Source organism: Pantoea sp. GM01 (assembly GCF_000282675.1).
Lineage (GTDB): Bacteria > Pseudomonadota > Gammaproteobacteria > Enterobacterales > Enterobacteriaceae > Pantoea > Pantoea nemavictus.
This window is the reverse complement of the sequence record NZ_AKIU01000026.1, coordinates 78,688-94,696: the sequence shown is the minus strand read 5'-3', so window position 1 is coordinate 94,696 and position 16,009 is coordinate 78,688. Positions and strand designations below refer to the sequence as shown.

Sequence of the window (16,009 nt, the reverse complement as noted above, 5' to 3'; positions counted from 1 at the left end):
GTCGCCGAAAAAAAACTGCAAAAAGGAGAAAATGAGTATTACTAAGGGATGTTTGACGAATGCAGCATATCCCATTTCTAACCGATTCGGGATGTTGATTGAAAAAAGGAGACAAGTCTCAGCTTGCAATAGGTTATTACTCAAGATCGACGTAAGTAATTTTACCTGAAAGTTAAGCCCGCATTACTTATCGAGCTTAACCTCAGGTGCAATAATTCTTAGAATTGGGGATACGTTATTGAGGTTAACGCGTGATGATCGATAGCCTGATTAAACTGCTGTAGCGTCGATTGATAAGGACACAGCATGCCAACATCGGTTACGCGACAATTTTGCTGATGCCACTCTTCACGCAATAGCGCATGGGTTTGATCGATCGGCGTGAGATGGCGCAGATCATCCAGGCTTTGTGCCTGGAAATAGACGCGCAGGAAGCGCGCGTTGCTGGTGGTATCGCGCCAGCGTTCAAATACCAGACTGCTACCGGGTGGAATATTACCGCGGGCATAGCCCGGCAACTGCCAGCTAAAATTGATCAGCGTGCGTAGCATGGCGATATTGGTGTCGTGTGCCACCAGCAGTAGCCAGCGCGCGTCGGGTGAGTCAGCGCTGTTGTCTAAACCTTTAACTACCGCATCCAGCAGTATTGAACCGCGCCTTTGCGCAATATAAGCAACATCATTACTGAGATCGTAGTTGGCGGTGAGCAGCGGCAGCAGGGCGCTAATCTGTTGTGCGGAGGTAATATTTCCCCATGCCAGCTGGCTAAGCGGCAGGTTTTCGCTCCAGCCGAGCCGCAGCGTTTCTACCATGCTGGCCAGCACGCTCAGGCCCTGCACATAGGTATGGCCGCTTTTAGTCTGCTTGAGCTGCCACGGACGATCGAAAAAGGCGCAGTCGGCAGTGCACACCGTTTGCTTCAACTGCTGAATTTCCGGCTGTAAATCATGTTGTAGCTCAGCCAGATTGCCCGCTTTGGCAGAAATGGCCGCGTTTTCCTGCGCTGGATCGAGCTGCGCAAACGGCAGTTTGTCGCTCTGGAACAACGGATCGACATCGCCCTCAACCGAGTGGACCTGCACACCGCAGCCGGGGAAGGCGCCGTCCATCAGCGCTGCGGCGGTGGCACGCGTGCGCTGTAGCGGGCTGGCGCGCACGTAAATCTCTCCGGCAGTGGGGCAACCGGCGCGTAACAGACCGAGCTGGCGATAATGTTCGCCTTGCCAGCGGCCTTTATTGACCACCGCCGCATAACCGTGGCCGGTCAACTCACCATCGGCGGTATTCCAGCGCGGCCAGGCGCGTTCCGTCGCCGCTTCGATCTCTTTACGATTACCCGGCGTTGGCGGACGCACGCCGTGGCGGCTAATCTCCACCACTTTTTCCAGCTGATAGCGATCTGCGGCGTGAACCGGTGCGTTTAGCAGCCACAGCAGGCTAGCGATAAACAGGCGAGCAATCATAACGGCAGGTGCGCGGGCAGCAGCGCTTTCAATTGTGGATAAATCACGGCATTCGCCAGCAGCACTGGATTACCGTTCTGCAGGCCGTGATGGGTGAGATAATCGTTAGTGATGCCGCCTGCTTCGCGCATCAGTACAATGCCCGGCAAGCCATCCCACGGATTCATATGCGCTTCGTAATAACCGATCAGTCGACCGGCGGCCGCCCAGGCGCTCATTAAGGCACCCGAACCATTGCGAATAAACATGCCGCCCTGCGCCAGTAACGCGCCAATAAAGGCGGTAAGTGGCTCAATCGGTTGGCTATTGGAACTGCTGAGGCCGAGCACGCCTTGATCGAGCTGCTGTGCGCTATGCGCCTGGATGCGTTTGTCATTGACCCACGCACCTTTGCCGCGGCAGGCGTGGAAGGTTTCATGGTGGTTGGGATCGCATACCACACCAATCACCGCTTCGTTTTCACAGACAATTGCCAGCGAAACGCACCAGGTGTGCAGGCCGTTAATAAAGCTGCTGGTGCCATCGATCGGATCGATCACCCAGATAAAACGCGCGCCGCTGGTCGCGCCGCCGCTCTCTTCGCCCAGCACCGCATCATCAGGAAAGCGCTCATGGATCAGATGTTTGACTAACTGCTCAACGTTGCGATCCGCCTCGCTAACCACATCCTGCAGATCCTTTTTATGCTCAATGACTAACTGATGGCGTTGCTGGTACCAGGATAACGCGCGGCTGGCGGCGGTTTTCGCGACATCGCAGGCGAAGTGATAGCGTGCGTCGAGTTCGGTTAGCGTGGCTGATGACATCTTTCCCTCTTATGATTTTCCGACCGTAGAAGCAACAACAGACGCCCCAAATGGCGCATTGGCTGTGTGACAGACTTAACAAAAGTTAAGAAAGGCTTCATTAAGCCGCAGATGACAGCGGCTGACAAGAGGAGGAGAAGGCCAGCCAGCGAATTTTTATGTTCACTGGCGGCTAAAACGGCAAGGAGGATTAGCGGCGGGTTCTCACGCCGATTTGGCGCATATCATTGCCGGTTGGCGATTGATGGACGCGCAGACCAAAGGTTGGCAGTACGGCGTAAATATGGTCGAAGATATCTGACTGAATATTTTCATACTCTTTCCACACCGTGGTGCTGGTGAAAACATACACTTCCAGCGGCAGGCCGTTTTCACCCGGCGCTAATTGACGCACCATCAACGTCATCTCTTTATGAATGCGCGGATGTTGCTCCAGCCAGCTTTGTAACCAGACGCGGAAGGTGCCGACGTTGGTTAAGCGGCGGCCATTGAGTGGTGAATCCAAATCACAGCCCAGCTGTGCATTCCATGCGGCAACTTCCTCGCTTTTGCTGTTCAGATACGGCGTCAGTAAATGGGCACTTTTCAACTGCTGCATCATGGCATCGTCGAGGAAGGTTATGCTGGTGGTATCGATATGAATGCTGCGTTTGATGCGGCGTCCGCCGGATTCTGACATCCCACGCCAGTTTTTAAACGAGTCTGAAATCAGCGCGTAAGCGGGAATGGTGACGATGGTGTTATCCCAGTTGCGTACTTTTACCGTAGTCAGCGAAATGTCGATCACCGCACCGTCAGCGCCATATTTCGGCATCTCCAGCCAGTCATTCATCTTCAGCATATTATTGGCAGCCAGCTGGATGCCGGCCACCAGACCGAGAATCGGATCTTTGAATACCAGCATCAGCACCGCAGTCATCGCGCCGAGTCCGGTTATCAGGACGCCGGGCGATTTGCCCAATAGCAGCGAGATAATCATGATCACCATTAAAATGGCGGCGATCAATTTCACGCTTTGAATGATACCGCGCAACGGCAATTGCTGTGCCAGCACGCTGTTAACACTGAGCTGCTGTAACAAATCCAGCAGAGAAAACAGCATCAGCAGGGTAAACACCATCATCCACAGCTGCGCGAAAATCAGCAGTGCGCTGTAGAGCTGGCTGCTGTCATGCAGGAATAATTCGGTTTGTAATTTAAATAACACGCCCTGCATTAACCACACGCTACGGCTAAACAGGCGGCTATTAATCAGCGCCTTCGGCCACTGGCGACTGCCGTTTGCGCTGTAACGACGCAATAGCGGCAAAATGGCGCGATGCAGAATTGCATGGGTGAGAAGCGAGATGGCAAAGATAATCGCAATCACGATGCCCAAAGCCATGATGTGCGTGTAATTAAGACCGGCTTCTGCGAGCCAGTTGGCAATAAAATGCTGCATGAGATTTCCCTGGTGTGAACGAAGTGTAAGGTCACGCAGGGTAGGGGATGGGAAATTTCCCGTCCAACAGACGGGTCTTGAAATCTCTGAGACTAAAGTTGTTGCGCGCGCGCGTCGGCCATCAGACGTGGATAGAACTGGAAGAACAGCGGTTCCAGCCGATCATAGTGATCAACAAAATCCTGATAGGAATCGCGTAGCGCGACCAGACGCGGACGGCGATGCGCCATGCCGCTTAGCACGCGCGCCAGCCGGGTGGGTTCGGCGTAATGCTCAAACCAGCGCTCGCGCCACATCACCGCATTCAGCTCAATAAAGCCTTCCGGCGTGCCCGCCAGCTGCGGCACGATGTCGCGTTCGGCTGCGGCAGTGAACGCCACCAGCGATTGCGTCGGGTGGAATTTTTCCCAGTGCAGCGCGAGGAAGTGATCCCAAATCACATCAAGCGTGATGGGCGCCACGCGGCGCGTTTCGGGGCGAAACAGTTCACGTGCAATACGCACTTCGGGCAGATTATCGGTCAGGACGTCGATGCGGCGATGCATCGCAATGCCCTCCACCACCGGCGCGGGCCATTGCGACTGCACGTTGCCGCGCACGAAGTCGGCCATAAGATTGCCCAGCAGAGAGCTGTTAGCCAGCTGCGCCAGGTGAAGATGAGCGAGAAAGTTCATGGCGCATTATATACACGTCAACCTTCAAGTTACAGGTGCGTTGGCTGCTTTCGCTCACCCGAATCACTGACTACAGCAAGCTCATCGGGCTTTTCTCGTGTGCCGCCTGGCATAGCTCGAATTATTTTGTGTATAAGCAGCATCACAGAAGCGCAGCCAGTTGTTCAGAATTTGCCGCTTTTCCGCTAGACTATGCCGCCTGATTTTAAGTCCTGAAGAAGTGAAGCATGCGCGTAGCCGATTTTACCTTTGAGTTGCCAGAATCCTTAATCGCCCACTATCCGCAGGCGCAGCGAAGCGGTTGTCGCTTGCTGTCGCTGGATGGCCCAAGCGGCGCATTAAGCCACGGCGTATTTACTGACGTGATGGATAAGCTCAATCCGGGCGATCTGCTGGTGTTCAACAACACCCGAGTCATTCCTGCGCGCGTTTTTGGCCGTAAAGCCAGCGGCGGGAAAATTGAGGTGCTGGTTGAGCGCATGCTGGACGATAAACGCGTGCTGGCGCACGTGCGCGCTTCTAAAGCGCCAAAGCCGGGTGCAGAGTTGCTGCTGGGCGATGACGAAAGCGTTAAAGCCACCATGGTGGCGCGTCATGACACGCTGTTTGAAATTGCCTTCGCAGACGATCGCGCGGTGCTGGATATCCTTAACAGCGTCGGCCACATGCCGCTGCCGCCGTATATCGATCGTCCGGATGAAGATGCCGATCGTGAGCTGTACCAAACCGTGTATGGCGTGCGTCCTGGCGCGGTGGCTGCGCCAACCGCCGGTCTGCACTTTGACGAACCGCTGCTGGAGGCGCTAAAAGCCAAAGGCGTTGAGATGGCTTTTGTCACGCTGCACGTCGGTGCTGGCACCTTCCAGCCGGTGCGCGTGGAAACCATCGAAGATCACATCATGCATGCTGAATACGCCGAAGTGCCGCAGGATGTGGTGGATGCCGTGCTGGCGTGTAAAGCGCGCGGCAACAAAGTGGTCGCCGTCGGCACCACTTCAGTGCGTTCGCTGGAGAGCGCCGCAAAGGCCAGCCAGGACGCGCTGATTGCGCCATTCTTCGATGACACACAGATTTTCATCTATCCCGGCTATCACTATCAGGTGATCGATGCGCTGATCACCAATTTCCACCTGCCGGAATCGACCCTGATTATGCTGGTCTCGGCTTTTGCCGGTTATCAGCACACCATGGCGGCTTATCGCAGCGCGGTGGCAGAGCAGTACCGTTTCTTTAGCTACGGGGATGCGATGTACATCACCCGTAATCCACAAGCGCCTGACGAAAGCGTCGGTGCATAAAAAAGTCAGACTGTCTTTCTGATGAGGTTAATGTGAAATTTGAATTAGATACTACCGACGGGCGCGCGCGCCGTGGCCGTCTGGTCTTTGATCGTGGCGTAGTGGAAACCCCGGCGTTTATGCCGGTAGGTACCTACGGCACCGTTAAAGGCATGACGCCGGAAGAAGTGAAAGAGACCGGTGCGCAGATCCTGCTCGGCAACACCTTCCACCTGTGGCTGCGCCCAGGGCAGGAGATCATGAAGCTGCACGGTGATCTGCATGATTTCATGAACTGGCAGGGGCCGATCCTCACCGACTCCGGCGGCTTCCAGGTGTTCAGCCTTGGCGACATCCGCAAGATCACCGAAGCGGGCGTGCATTTCCGTAACCCAATCAACGGCGATCCGATCTTCCTCGATCCGGAAAAATCGATGGAGATTCAGTTCGATCTCGGCTCTGACGTGGTGATGATTTTCGACGAATGTACGCCCTATCCCGCCGATTGGGATTACGCCAAGCGTTCAATGGAGATGTCTCTGCGCTGGGCAAAACGCAGCCGCGATCGTTTTGATGAGCTGGGTAATAAAAATGCGCTGTTCGGTATTATTCAGGGCGGTGTTTACGAAGATTTACGAGATGTCTCCGTTAAAGGTCTGGTAGAGATTGGCTTTGATGGGTACGCTGTGGGCGGCCTGGCGGTGGGTGAACCTAAAGAGGACATGCACCGAATCCTGGAGCACGTCTGTCCGCAAATTCCGCAAGACAAACCGCGTTATTTGATGGGCGTCGGCAAGCCAGAAGATCTGGTGGAAGGCGTTCGCCGCGGTATCGATATGTTTGACTGCGTTATGCCTACGCGCAATGCGCGTAACGGTCATCTGTTTGTTACCGATGGCGTGGTGAAAATCCGTAATGCCCGGTATAAAGATGACACCGCAACGCTGGATGCTGAGTGTGATTGTTACACCTGTCGCAATTATAGCCGCGCCTACTTGCATCATCTTGATCGCTGTAACGAAATACTGGGCGCACGCCTGAATACAATTCACAATCTGCGCTATTACCAGCGTTTGATGGCAGGTTTACGCAATGCCATCGAAGAGGGTAAATTAGAGCACTTTGTTAGCGAGTTCTACCAACGGACGGGGAAGGCGGTTCCTCCGCTGAACGTCTGATAATTCATCAATGAGGGAAATTTAATGAGCTTTTTCATTTCTGACGCCGTAGCCGCAGCAGGCGCACCGTCTCAGGGAAGTCCGTATTCTCTGGTGATCATGCTGGTGGTATTTGGTCTGATCTTCTACTTCATGATTCTGCGTCCGCAGCAGAAGCGTACCAAAGATCACAAGAAGCTGATGGATTCCATCTCTAAAGGTGATGAAGTGCTGACCAGCGGTGGCTTAGTTGGACGTGTGACCAAAGTGTCAGAAACTGGCTATGTTTCTATTGCCCTGAACGACACCACTGAAGTAGTTGTTAAACGTGATTTCGTGGCCGCCGTTCTGCCGAAAGGTACTTTGAAGGCGCTGTAATTTTTTCTTCCCGAAGGGAACTGCCGTGTTAAACCGTTATCCTTTGTGGAAGTACATCATGCTGGTCGTCGTGATTCTCGTCGGCCTGCTCTATGCGCTTCCTAACCTTTATGGTGAGGATCCGGCCGTTCAGATCACTGGTGCGCGCGGTGGCGCCGCCAGTGAGCAAACGTTGGATCAGATCCAGACCGTATTAAAACAAGACAATATCGAGAGCAAATCCCTCGCTCTGGAAAATGGTGCCATCCTGGCCCGCTTTGCGACGCAGGATGGGCAGCTGCGCGCCCGTGATGCCATCACGACGGCACTGGGCGAAGATTACGTTGTGGCACTTAACCTTGCGCCGGCAACGCCACGCTGGTTGAGCATGCTGGCCGCGGAACCGATGAAACTCGGTCTTGATCTGCGCGGCGGCGTTCACTTCCTGATGGAAGTCGACATGGATACCGCGCTGGGCAAACTGCAAGAGCAGAATGCCGACAGCCTGCGCAGCGACCTGCGCGACAAAAGCATTCCGTATACCACCGTTAATAAAATCGCGAACTATGGCGTAGAAGTGCGTTTCCGTGATGGCGCCAGCCGTGACGCGGCAATCAGCTACTTGTCTACTCGCCATCGCGATCTGGTGATCTCAAGCCAGGGCAGCGATGCGCTGCGTGCGGTCATGAGCGATGCACGCCTGAGCGAAGCGCGTGAATATGCGGTGCAGCAAAACATCACCATTCTGCGTAACCGTGTGAACCAGCTTGGCGTGGCCGAACCGTTGGTGCAGCGTCAGGGTTCTGACCGCATCGTGGTAGAGCTGCCGGGTATTCAGGACACCGCGCGCGCCAAAGAGATTTTGGGCGCAACCGCAACGCTGGAGTTCCGTCTGGTTAACACCAGCGTGGATCCAACCGCTGCAGCCAGCGGCCGTGTGCCGGGCGATTCGGAAGTGAAGAAAACGCGCGAAGGGCAGCCCGTGGTGCTGTACAAGCGTGTGATTCTGACCGGTGATCACATCACCGATTCCACCTCCAGCATGGATGAGTACAACCAGCCGCAGGTGAACATTTCACTGGATGGTGCCGGTGGCAACATGATGTCGAACTTCACCAAGGACAACATCGGTAAGCCGATGGCGACCCTGTTTGTGGAGTACAAAGACAGCGGTAAGAAAGATGCCAACGGCCGTTCGATTCTGGTGAAACAGGAAGAAGTGATTAACGTGGCGAACATTCAGTCGCGCCTCGGTAACAGCTTCCGTATCACCGGCATCAACAATCCAAACGAAGCACGCCAGCTGTCGCTGCTGCTGCGCGCGGGTGCGTTGATTGCGCCAATCCAGATTGTTGAAGAGCGCACCATCGGCCCAACCATGGGTCAGCAGAACATCACACAAGGCCTCGAAGCCTGCCTGTGGGGTTTGATTGCGTCGATCATCTTTATGGTGGTGTTCTACAAGAAGTTTGGTCTTATCGCTACCAGCGCACTGCTGTGTAACCTGGTGCTGATTGTCGGCATCATGTCACTGCTGCCAGGTGCGACGCTCACCATGCCGGGTATTGCCGGTATTGTGTTGACGCTGGCGGTTGCGGTCGATGCTAACGTGTTGATTAACGAACGTATTAAAGAAGAGTTGCGTAACGGACGCTCGGTACAGCAGGCGATTCATGAAGGCTATAAAGGCGCCTTCTCCAGTATCGTCGACGCCAACGTCACCACGCTGATTAAAGTCATCATTCTTTATGCGGTCGGTACCGGTTCAATCAAAGGCTTTGCGATTACTACGGCTATCGGTATCGCAACCTCAATGTTTACCGCTATCGTCGGCACCCGTGCCATCGTTAACCTGGTGTACGGCGGCAAACGCATCAACAAGCTGTCTATCTGAGGAGTGCGTTGTGGCACAGGAATATAGTATTGAGCAGCTAAACCACGGGCGTAAAGTCGTCGACTTTATGCGCTGGGATCGGCTGGCTTTCATCATCTCCGGTCTGCTGATTGTGGCATCTATCGCCATTATCGGTGTGCGAGGCTTCAACTGGGGCCTCGACTTTACCGGCGGAACGGTGATTGAGATTAACCTGGAAAAACCGGCGGATCTCGATGCGCTGCGCGAAGGTTTAGTGAAGGCGGGCTTTGAAGAGCCGCTGGTGCAGAACTTTGGTAGCAGTCGCGATGTAATGGTGCGTATGCCACCGGCCACCGGCAATGCAGGCACGGAGCTGGGCAACAAAGTTGTGGCATCCATCAGCCAGACCACTCAGCAGAACGCCACCGTGAAGCGTATTGAGTTCGTTGGCCCAAGCGTGGGAAGCGATCTGGCGCAGGCGGGTGCGATGGCACTGCTGTCGGCGCTGATTGCGATTCTGATCTACATCGGCTTCCGCTTTGAGTGGCGTCTGGCGCTCGGTACCGTACTGGCGCTGGCGCACGATGTGATCATCACCTGCGGCATTCTGTCGCTGGCGCATGTCGAAATCGATCTGACCATTGTCGCTTCACTGATGTCGGTAATTGGTTACTCGCTTAACGATAAGATCGTGGTTTCCGACCGTATTCGTGAGAACTTCCGCAAGATTCGCCGCGGTTCCTCTTACGACATCACTAACGTGTCGCTGACTCAAACGCTGAGCCGTACGTTGATCACCTCCATCACTACGCTGGCGATGATCATGATTCTGTTCGTGTTTGGTGGTGCGTTGCTGAAAGGCTTCTCACTGACCATGCTGATCGGTGTCACCATCGGTACCATTTCATCAATTTATGTCTCTTCAGCGCTGGCGCTGAAACTCGGCATGAAGCGTGAACATATGCTGGTGCAGAAAGTGGAAAAAGAGGGCGCAGATCAGCCTTCGATTCTGCCGTAATGCTGCGTTAGAAAGTAAACGGGCTGCCAATGGCAGCCCGTTTTTTTATGCCTGTCGATCAGGGCGTGGTTTTGTGGGTAGCGGGACTCTCAACATCGTGCACGCGCACGTAGCCGAGCTGTTCTGGCGCTAAGCCGCTCAGCCGCAGCGGCACGGTCACCGTACTGCGTGGCATTAAGCTGGCAGGCACCTCGATGGTCTGGCTCAGGCTTCCCGCATTAAGCGGTTTGCCGCTGGCCGGATCCATCTCGCCCCAGACTACGGTGGCACTCAGCGCCGGAATCGGCTGATCATCGGTGGAACGGATATTCAGATTGGCGCGACTGCCGCCCGCTTCACCCGCCACCTGCGAGAGCGACAAACGCACTTTACCCAGCTGCGTCTGAAGCTCCACCGGCGTATTGGCTTGTGGCAACAACCACGCGCCTTGGGTGGACTGGCTGTTCAGCTGTCCCTGAATTTCCAGCGCCGTTGCCTGATTGGTCAGCTTGCGCATCTGCTGATTAAGCTGACTCACTTCCTGGTGCAACTCTTTGACCTGCGGTGAAACCGGCGTTGAACTGCAACCACTGAGAACCAGCAAAGAGAGTGCTGCTGGTGCCCAAAACGTCCTGATCGTCATGCAATGTCCTTTCTTTATTCGGGAATACGTAAAACCTGGCCAGGGTAAATCTTATCAGGATGCGTCAGCATTGGCTTGTTCGCCTCGAAAATCTTGTTGTATTGATTGGGATTTCCGTAGACCTCTTTCGATACCGCACTCAGGGTATCGCCTTTTTTTACGGTGTAGAACTTCGCGGGCGTGGCGGAATCGCTGGTGGTGACCTTGTCATCCACTTTGGTGATCCCCGCGACGTTACCCGCAGCCACCAGGATTTTCTCCTTCAGCTCCTGAGAAATGCCGTCGCCGGTAACCGTAACGGTATCGCCTTTAACATCCACCTTCACCTTATCGCTGTCAGGCAAGCCGAGCTTGTTGATGTGATCCTGCAATTTCTTACTGGCATCGTCGCCGCCACTCACGGCATCCCACAGTTTTTCTCCAGCTTCTTTCACGAAATCGAACAGACCCATACATCCTCCAGATAATTATGGTGTGCCGCCTTGCTGACGGCTCTCTAAGCGTAGTGGTTTTTTGCGTGCGGGCATGTAGGGGATGTCTTGCATTTGGCTTAACGTCACAAACTGCGATTCACACATTATGTGCCACACACATACATTTTGTGTCGTGATCGCGCTACACTGTGTGGCCTATTTATCTCGCATCAGGAAGCCTCATGCATTGCCCATTCTGCTCCGCTGTGGACACCAAAGTGATTGATTCTCGTCTGGTTAGTGAAGGATCGTCGGTGCGTCGCCGTCGTCAGTGTTTGGACTGTCATGAGCGTTTTACCACCTTTGAAGTGGCCGAACTGGTGATGCCGCGCGTGGTGAAAAGCAACGATGTGCGCGAACCCTTCAATGAAGATAAGCTCAGCAGCGGCATGATCAAGGCACTGGAAAAACGCCCAGTGAGCGCTGATGCGGTGGAAAGTGCGGTAAATCACATAAAAACCCAGCTGCGTGCCACCGGCGAGCGTGAAGTGCCGAGTGCGCTGATCGGCAATCTGGTGATGGATGAGCTGAAAAAGCTCGATAAAGTGGCCTACATTCGCTTTGCTTCGGTTTATCGCAGCTTTGAAGATATTCGCGATTTTGGTGAAGAGATCGCCCGCTTACAGGACTAATCCATGACTGACGAACGCTACATGGCGCGCGCGCTGGAACTGGCGCGCCGCGGACGCTTTACCACTACACCGAACCCCAACGTTGGCTGTGTGATTGTGCGCGAGGGCGAGATTGTCGGCGAAGGCTGGCATCAGCGCGCGGGCGAACCGCATGCTGAAGTGCACGCGCTGCGTATGGCGGGTGAACGCGCCAGAGGCGCAACCGCCTATGTCACGCTCGAACCCTGCAGTCATCATGGACGCACACCGCCGTGTTGCGATGCGCTGATTGCTGCCGGCGTGACGCGCGTGGTTGCCGCGATGCAGGATCCCAATCCGCAGGTGGCGGGACGTGGTCTGTATCGTTTACAGCAGGCGGGTATCGAGGTGAGTCACGGTCTGATGATGAGTGAAGCGGAGGCGTTGAATCGCGGTTTTCTGAAACGCATGCGTACCGGATTCCCGTGGATCCAGCTGAAACTCGGCGCATCGCTTGATGGACGTACCGCGATGGCGAACGGCGAAAGTCAGTGGATCACCTCGGCAGCCGCAAGGCGCGATGTGCAACGTCTGCGCGCCCAGAGTTCAGCTATCCTTAGCACCAGCGCCACCGTATTAGCGGATAATCCGTCGCTGACGGTGCGCTGGGGGGAACTGAGCGCCGATGTGCGTGCGCAACTTGATGAAGCCCAGTTGCGTCAGCCGGTACGCGTAGTGATTGATAGCCAACAGCGCGTCACGCCGCAGCATAGTTTGATCGGCCAGCCAGGCGAAACCTGGTTGATGCGCAGTGAACCCGATCAGCAAGCGTGGCCCGCCAGCGTCACACAAATTGCGGTACCGCAGCGTGGTGAACAGCTCGACCTGGTGGCGATGATGATGTTGCTCGGCCAGCGACAGATCAACAGCGTTTGGGTGGAAGCGGGCGCCAGTTTAGCGGGCGCACTGCTGCAAGCCGGGCTGGTGGATGAGCTGATCGTCTACATGGCACCGAAGCTGCTGGGAAACACCGCGCGCGGCCTGTGCGCGCTGCCGGGATTAGAACAACTGGCAGATGCACCCGCCCTGAATTTTAGCGACGTCCGCCTGGTTGGCGAAGACCTGCGCCTGACGCTGACTCCGCGTTGAAAACGCGCGGAAAAGCCTGAGCGCGTCGCCAAAGAGTATGATAGAATCCGCCCCCTTCTGCGGGGCCATAAAACAACCCAAAGGATATGTATGAAAGTTATCGAAGCTCCTGTTGCCACGCCTGATGCAAACATTGCCATCGTAATTGCGCGTTTTAACAACTTCATTAATGACAGCCTGCTGGACGGCGCGATTGACGCTTTGAAGCGCATCGGCCAGGTGAAAGCAGATAACATCACCGTTGTCTGGGTTCCAGGTGCATACGAACTGCCGCTGGCAGCACGCGCACTGGCGAAAGCCGGTAAGCACGACGCCATTGTCGCGTTGGGCACTGTCATCCGTGGCGGCACCGCACACTTCGAATATGTGGCCGGTGAAGCCAGCTCGGGCATTGCGCACGTCGCCATGACCAGCGAAATCCCGGTGACCTTCGGCGTGTTGACCACTGAAAATATCGAGCAGGCGATTGAACGCGCCGGCACGAAAGCAGGTAATAAAGGTGCCGAAGCGGCCCTGACTGCACTCGAAATGATCAACGTATTGAAAGCCATCAAAGCCTGATTTTTGTAAGGGGAATTTTGTGAAACCTGCTGCTCGTCGTCGCGCCCGTGAGTGCGCTGTTCAGGCGCTTTACTCCTGGCAGCTGTCTAAGAACGACATTGCCGATGTGGAATACCAGTTTCTGGCGGAACAAGACGTCAAAGACGTCGATATTAGCTATTTCCGCGAATTGCTGGCCGGTGTGGCGACTAACAGCGCGTACCTGGACGGTCTGATGAAGCCTTACCTGTCGCGTCAGCTCGAAGAGCTGGGCCAGGTGGAAAAAGCCATCCTGCGTATTTCGCTGTATGAGCTGAGCAAGCGTTCGGATGTGCCGTATAAAGTGGCCATCAACGAAGGCATTGAGTTGGCAAAAGTGTTTGGTGCTGAAGACAGCCACAAATTCGTCAACGGTGTCCTCGACAAAGCTGCCCCGCAAATTCGACCCAATAAAAAATAGTATTAAAGGCCGGTTTACCGGCCTTTTTCTCATTGAGACCTGACTTATGTCTTGTGGTGAATTCGAACTGATCGCACGTTACTTTAACCGCGTCACCAGCTCCCGCCGCGATGTGGAGAAAGGAATTGGTGACGACTGCGCGTTGCTCAACGTGCCAGAAAAACAAACCCTCGCCATCAGCACCGATACGCTGGTTGCGGGCGTCCACTTCTTGCGTGATATCCATCCTGCCGATCTCGGTTACAAAGCGGTTGCCGTTAATCTCAGTGATTTAGCCGCGATGGGCGCCGATCCTGCCTGGCTGACGCTGGCATTGACACTGCCCGAGATCGATGAAAATTGGGTAGCGGCTTTCAGCGATAGCCTGTTTGAGCTGCTGGATTACTACGATATGCAGTTGATTGGCGGCGATACCACGCGTGGACCGCTAAGCATGACGCTCGGCATTCACGGATTGGTGCCGGTGGGAAGGGCGCTGAAACGTTCGGGTGCTAAGCCGGGCGACTGGATTTTTGTCACCGGTACGCTGGGTGACAGCGCCGCCGGTTTGTCGCTGCTGCAGCATCGTCACCGTCTGAATGATCCGGCGGTGCACGAAGCATTGATTAAACGCCATTTGCGTCCGATGCCACGCGTGCTGCAGGGCCAGGCATTGCGTGGTTTGGCAACCTCGGCAATTGATATTTCAGATGGTCTGATTTCCGATCTTGGCCATGTGCTCACTGCCAGCCGCGTCGGTGCACGCCTCAATCTCGACGCGTTACCGCTTTCACCGGCGCTGCGCGATCACTTCGAACCTGAGCTGGTGCTGCAATGGGCGCTAAGCGGTGGCGAAGATTACGAGCTGTGCTTTACCGTGCCGGAAGTTAACCGTGGCGCGCTGGACGTGGCGCTCGGCAATTTTGGCGTGCCTTATACCTGCATTGGCCAGATTGCTCCGGAATCGGAAGGGCTGACACTGCTGGAGAACGGCAAGCCGCGTAGCGTAAATCTGAAAGGGTTTGATCACTTCGGCACCAAGTGAAAGTGGTGACCATGAATGGCCACCCGACAAAATCAGCGTAGGGTCGCCATTTATGGCGACCTGTTTTAAAAACTACTCAAATCCTACCACCGGATGCGGTTGATACACCGTCTCCAGCTCTGCAATATCTGTCGAACTCAACTCCACATCGACCGCCTTCACCAGCTCAGCAAACTGCTGCTCACGCGAGGCGCCAATGATCGGCGCTGTAACCGCCGGCTTGTGTAACAGCCACGCCAGCGCCACCTGGGCACGCGTCACGCCTTTATCCGCCGCAACATTAGCCAGACGCTCGGCAATCGCCGCATCGTTCTCTTCGGTACCGGTATAGAGCTTCTCCATCACGTTATCCGAGACCGAACGCGCGGTGGTTTCGCCCCATGGACGCGTTAACTTACCGCGCGCCAGCGGACTCCACGGCAGCACGGCAATGCCTTCACGCTGGCACAGTGGATGCATTTCGTTCTCTTCTTCGCGCTGAATAAGATTGTACTGATCCTGCATGCTAACAAACCGCGCCCAGTTGTTTTGCTTTTGCAGGTCCAGCGCCTGAGCAAACTGCGATGCGTGCATCGACGATGCGCCGATGTGGCGCGCCTTACCGGATTTCACCACCTCATGCAGCGCCTCCAGCGTCTCTTCAATTGGCGTATCGTAATCCCAGCGGTGAATCTGCAGCAGATCGACATATTCCATGCCAAGACGCGTCAGGCTGTCATCGATAGACTGAAGGATATTCTTGCGTGATAGGCCTTGTGACAGATTGCTGAGCGGGAAATAGACCTTGGTGGCGACCACAACCTGATCGCGGCGGGCAAAATCTTTCAGCGCGCGGCCCACGATCTCTTCGCTACTGCCGTCGGAATAGCTGTTGGCGGTATCGAAGAAGTTAATGCCGGCCTCCAGCGCTTGTTTGATCAGCGGTCGGCTGCTCTCTTCCGGCAACGTCCATGCGTGATTACCGCGCGTGGGATCGCCGTAGGTCATGCAGCCTAAACAGAGACGCGAAACCTGTAAGTCGGTTTGGCCTAAGGGAATAGTTTTCATTTGGGCTCCTGCTCTTATGCTTGAGGGAAATCGTTCCCTAAGCATAGCAGCAGGCT

Annotated in this window: 17 protein-coding genes; 10 read left to right on the top strand and 7 right to left on the bottom strand. The window is 55.1% G+C overall.

Annotation, left to right across the window (positions count from 1 at the left end; all coding sequences use genetic code 11):
- Window positions 1-218: 218 nt before the first annotated feature.
- The 4 genes from PMI17_RS05765 to PMI17_RS05750 all read right to left on the bottom strand — a co-directional run bounded on the left by PMI17_RS05765 (window position 219) and on the right by PMI17_RS05750 (window position 4,384).
- Complete coding sequence (locus tag PMI17_RS05765) at window positions 219-1,463, bottom strand: histidine-type phosphatase (protein WP_007887030.1); 1,245 nt, start codon at window positions 1,461-1,463, stop codon at window positions 219-221.
- Entirely contained in the window at window positions 1,460-2,269 is an 810-nt protein-coding gene (locus PMI17_RS05760; RefSeq protein ID WP_007887028.1) for an inositol monophosphatase, read from the bottom strand. The genes PMI17_RS05765 and PMI17_RS05760 overlap by 4 nt, the downstream gene beginning before the upstream one ends.
- Before the next feature lie 190 nt (window positions 2,270-2,459).
- Entirely contained in the window at window positions 2,460-3,710 is a 1,251-nt protein-coding gene (locus tag PMI17_RS05755) for a mechanosensitive ion channel family protein (RefSeq protein ID WP_007887026.1), read from the bottom strand.
- A 92-nt stretch (window positions 3,711-3,802) separates the two neighbouring features.
- Window positions 3,803-4,384, bottom strand: a complete 582-nt coding sequence (locus PMI17_RS05750; RefSeq protein ID WP_007887024.1) for an ACP phosphodiesterase — start codon at window positions 4,382-4,384, stop codon at window positions 3,803-3,805.
- Window positions 4,385-4,611: 227 nt separating this feature from the next.
- On the opposite strand from PMI17_RS05750, the gene queA reads away from it, so the two are divergent.
- From queA to secF, 5 genes are read left to right on the top strand one after another with little or no spacing between them, the layout of a single operon-like run.
- On the top strand, window positions 4,612-5,682 hold the full coding sequence (gene queA, locus PMI17_RS05745; protein ID WP_007887023.1) for a tRNA preQ1(34) S-adenosylmethionine ribosyltransferase-isomerase QueA: 1,071 nt from the start codon (window positions 4,612-4,614) through the stop codon (window positions 5,680-5,682).
- A 32-nt stretch (window positions 5,683-5,714) separates the two neighbouring features.
- The gene (gene tgt / locus PMI17_RS05740) at window positions 5,715-6,839 is read left to right on the top strand and encodes a tRNA guanosine(34) transglycosylase Tgt (RefSeq protein ID WP_007887022.1); all 1,125 of its coding nucleotides are present in this window, start codon (window positions 5,715-5,717) and stop codon (window positions 6,837-6,839) included.
- 24 nt (window positions 6,840-6,863) lie between these two features.
- Entirely contained in the window at window positions 6,864-7,196 is a 333-nt protein-coding gene (gene yajC / locus PMI17_RS05735) for a preprotein translocase subunit YajC (RefSeq protein ID WP_007887021.1), read from the top strand.
- 25 nt (window positions 7,197-7,221) lie between these two features.
- The gene (gene secD, locus PMI17_RS05730) at window positions 7,222-9,069 is read left to right on the top strand and encodes a protein translocase subunit SecD (protein ID WP_071531036.1); all 1,848 of its coding nucleotides are present in this window, start codon (window positions 7,222-7,224) and stop codon (window positions 9,067-9,069) included.
- Window positions 9,070-9,079: 10 nt separating this feature from the next.
- Window positions 9,080-10,048 (top strand): protein translocase subunit SecF, encoded by a 969-nt coding sequence (gene secF / locus PMI17_RS05725; RefSeq protein WP_007887019.1) that lies wholly within the window; start codon window positions 9,080-9,082, stop codon window positions 10,046-10,048.
- Between the two features lie 58 nt (window positions 10,049-10,106).
- On the opposite strand, the gene PMI17_RS05720 is transcribed toward secF, so the two are convergent.
- Together PMI17_RS05720 and lysM are read right to left on the bottom strand one after the other, a co-directional pair.
- Window positions 10,107-10,670, bottom strand: coding sequence for a DUF3251 domain-containing protein (locus tag PMI17_RS05720; RefSeq protein WP_007887017.1), 564 nt, complete (start codon window positions 10,668-10,670; stop codon window positions 10,107-10,109).
- 14 nt (window positions 10,671-10,684) lie between these two features.
- Window positions 10,685-11,122 (bottom strand): peptidoglycan-binding protein LysM, encoded by a 438-nt coding sequence (lysM, locus tag PMI17_RS05715; protein WP_007887016.1) that lies wholly within the window; start codon window positions 11,120-11,122, stop codon window positions 10,685-10,687.
- A 203-nt stretch (window positions 11,123-11,325) separates the two neighbouring features.
- Between lysM and nrdR the strand changes: the two genes are divergently transcribed.
- From nrdR to thiL, 5 genes are all read left to right on the top strand, one after another.
- On the top strand, window positions 11,326-11,775 hold the full coding sequence (gene nrdR, locus PMI17_RS05710) for a transcriptional regulator NrdR (protein ID WP_007887015.1): 450 nt from the start codon (window positions 11,326-11,328) through the stop codon (window positions 11,773-11,775).
- Between the two features lie 3 nt (window positions 11,776-11,778).
- Window positions 11,779-12,882, top strand: coding sequence for a bifunctional diaminohydroxyphosphoribosylaminopyrimidine deaminase/5-amino-6-(5-phosphoribosylamino)uracil reductase RibD (gene ribD / locus PMI17_RS05705; protein WP_007887009.1), 1,104 nt, complete (start codon window positions 11,779-11,781; stop codon window positions 12,880-12,882).
- A gap of 90 nt (window positions 12,883-12,972) precedes the next feature.
- Window positions 12,973-13,443 carry a 6,7-dimethyl-8-ribityllumazine synthase gene (ribE, locus tag PMI17_RS05700; RefSeq protein WP_007887008.1) on the top strand — a complete coding sequence of 157 codons (471 nt, stop codon included), beginning with the start codon at window positions 12,973-12,975 and terminating at the stop codon, window positions 13,441-13,443.
- Between the two features lie 19 nt (window positions 13,444-13,462).
- The gene (gene nusB / locus PMI17_RS05695) at window positions 13,463-13,882 is read left to right on the top strand and encodes a transcription antitermination factor NusB (protein ID WP_007887007.1); all 420 of its coding nucleotides are present in this window, start codon (window positions 13,463-13,465) and stop codon (window positions 13,880-13,882) included.
- A gap of 46 nt (window positions 13,883-13,928) precedes the next feature.
- Entirely contained in the window at window positions 13,929-14,906 is a 978-nt protein-coding gene (gene thiL / locus PMI17_RS05690; RefSeq protein WP_007887006.1) for a thiamine-phosphate kinase, read from the top strand.
- A gap of 72 nt (window positions 14,907-14,978) precedes the next feature.
- On the opposite strand, the gene PMI17_RS05685 is transcribed toward thiL, so the two are convergent.
- Window positions 14,979-15,953: an aldo/keto reductase gene (locus PMI17_RS05685; protein WP_007887004.1), complete on the bottom strand. Its 975-nt coding sequence runs from the start codon at window positions 15,951-15,953 to the stop codon at window positions 14,979-14,981.
- Window positions 15,954-16,009: the final 56 nt, after the last annotated feature.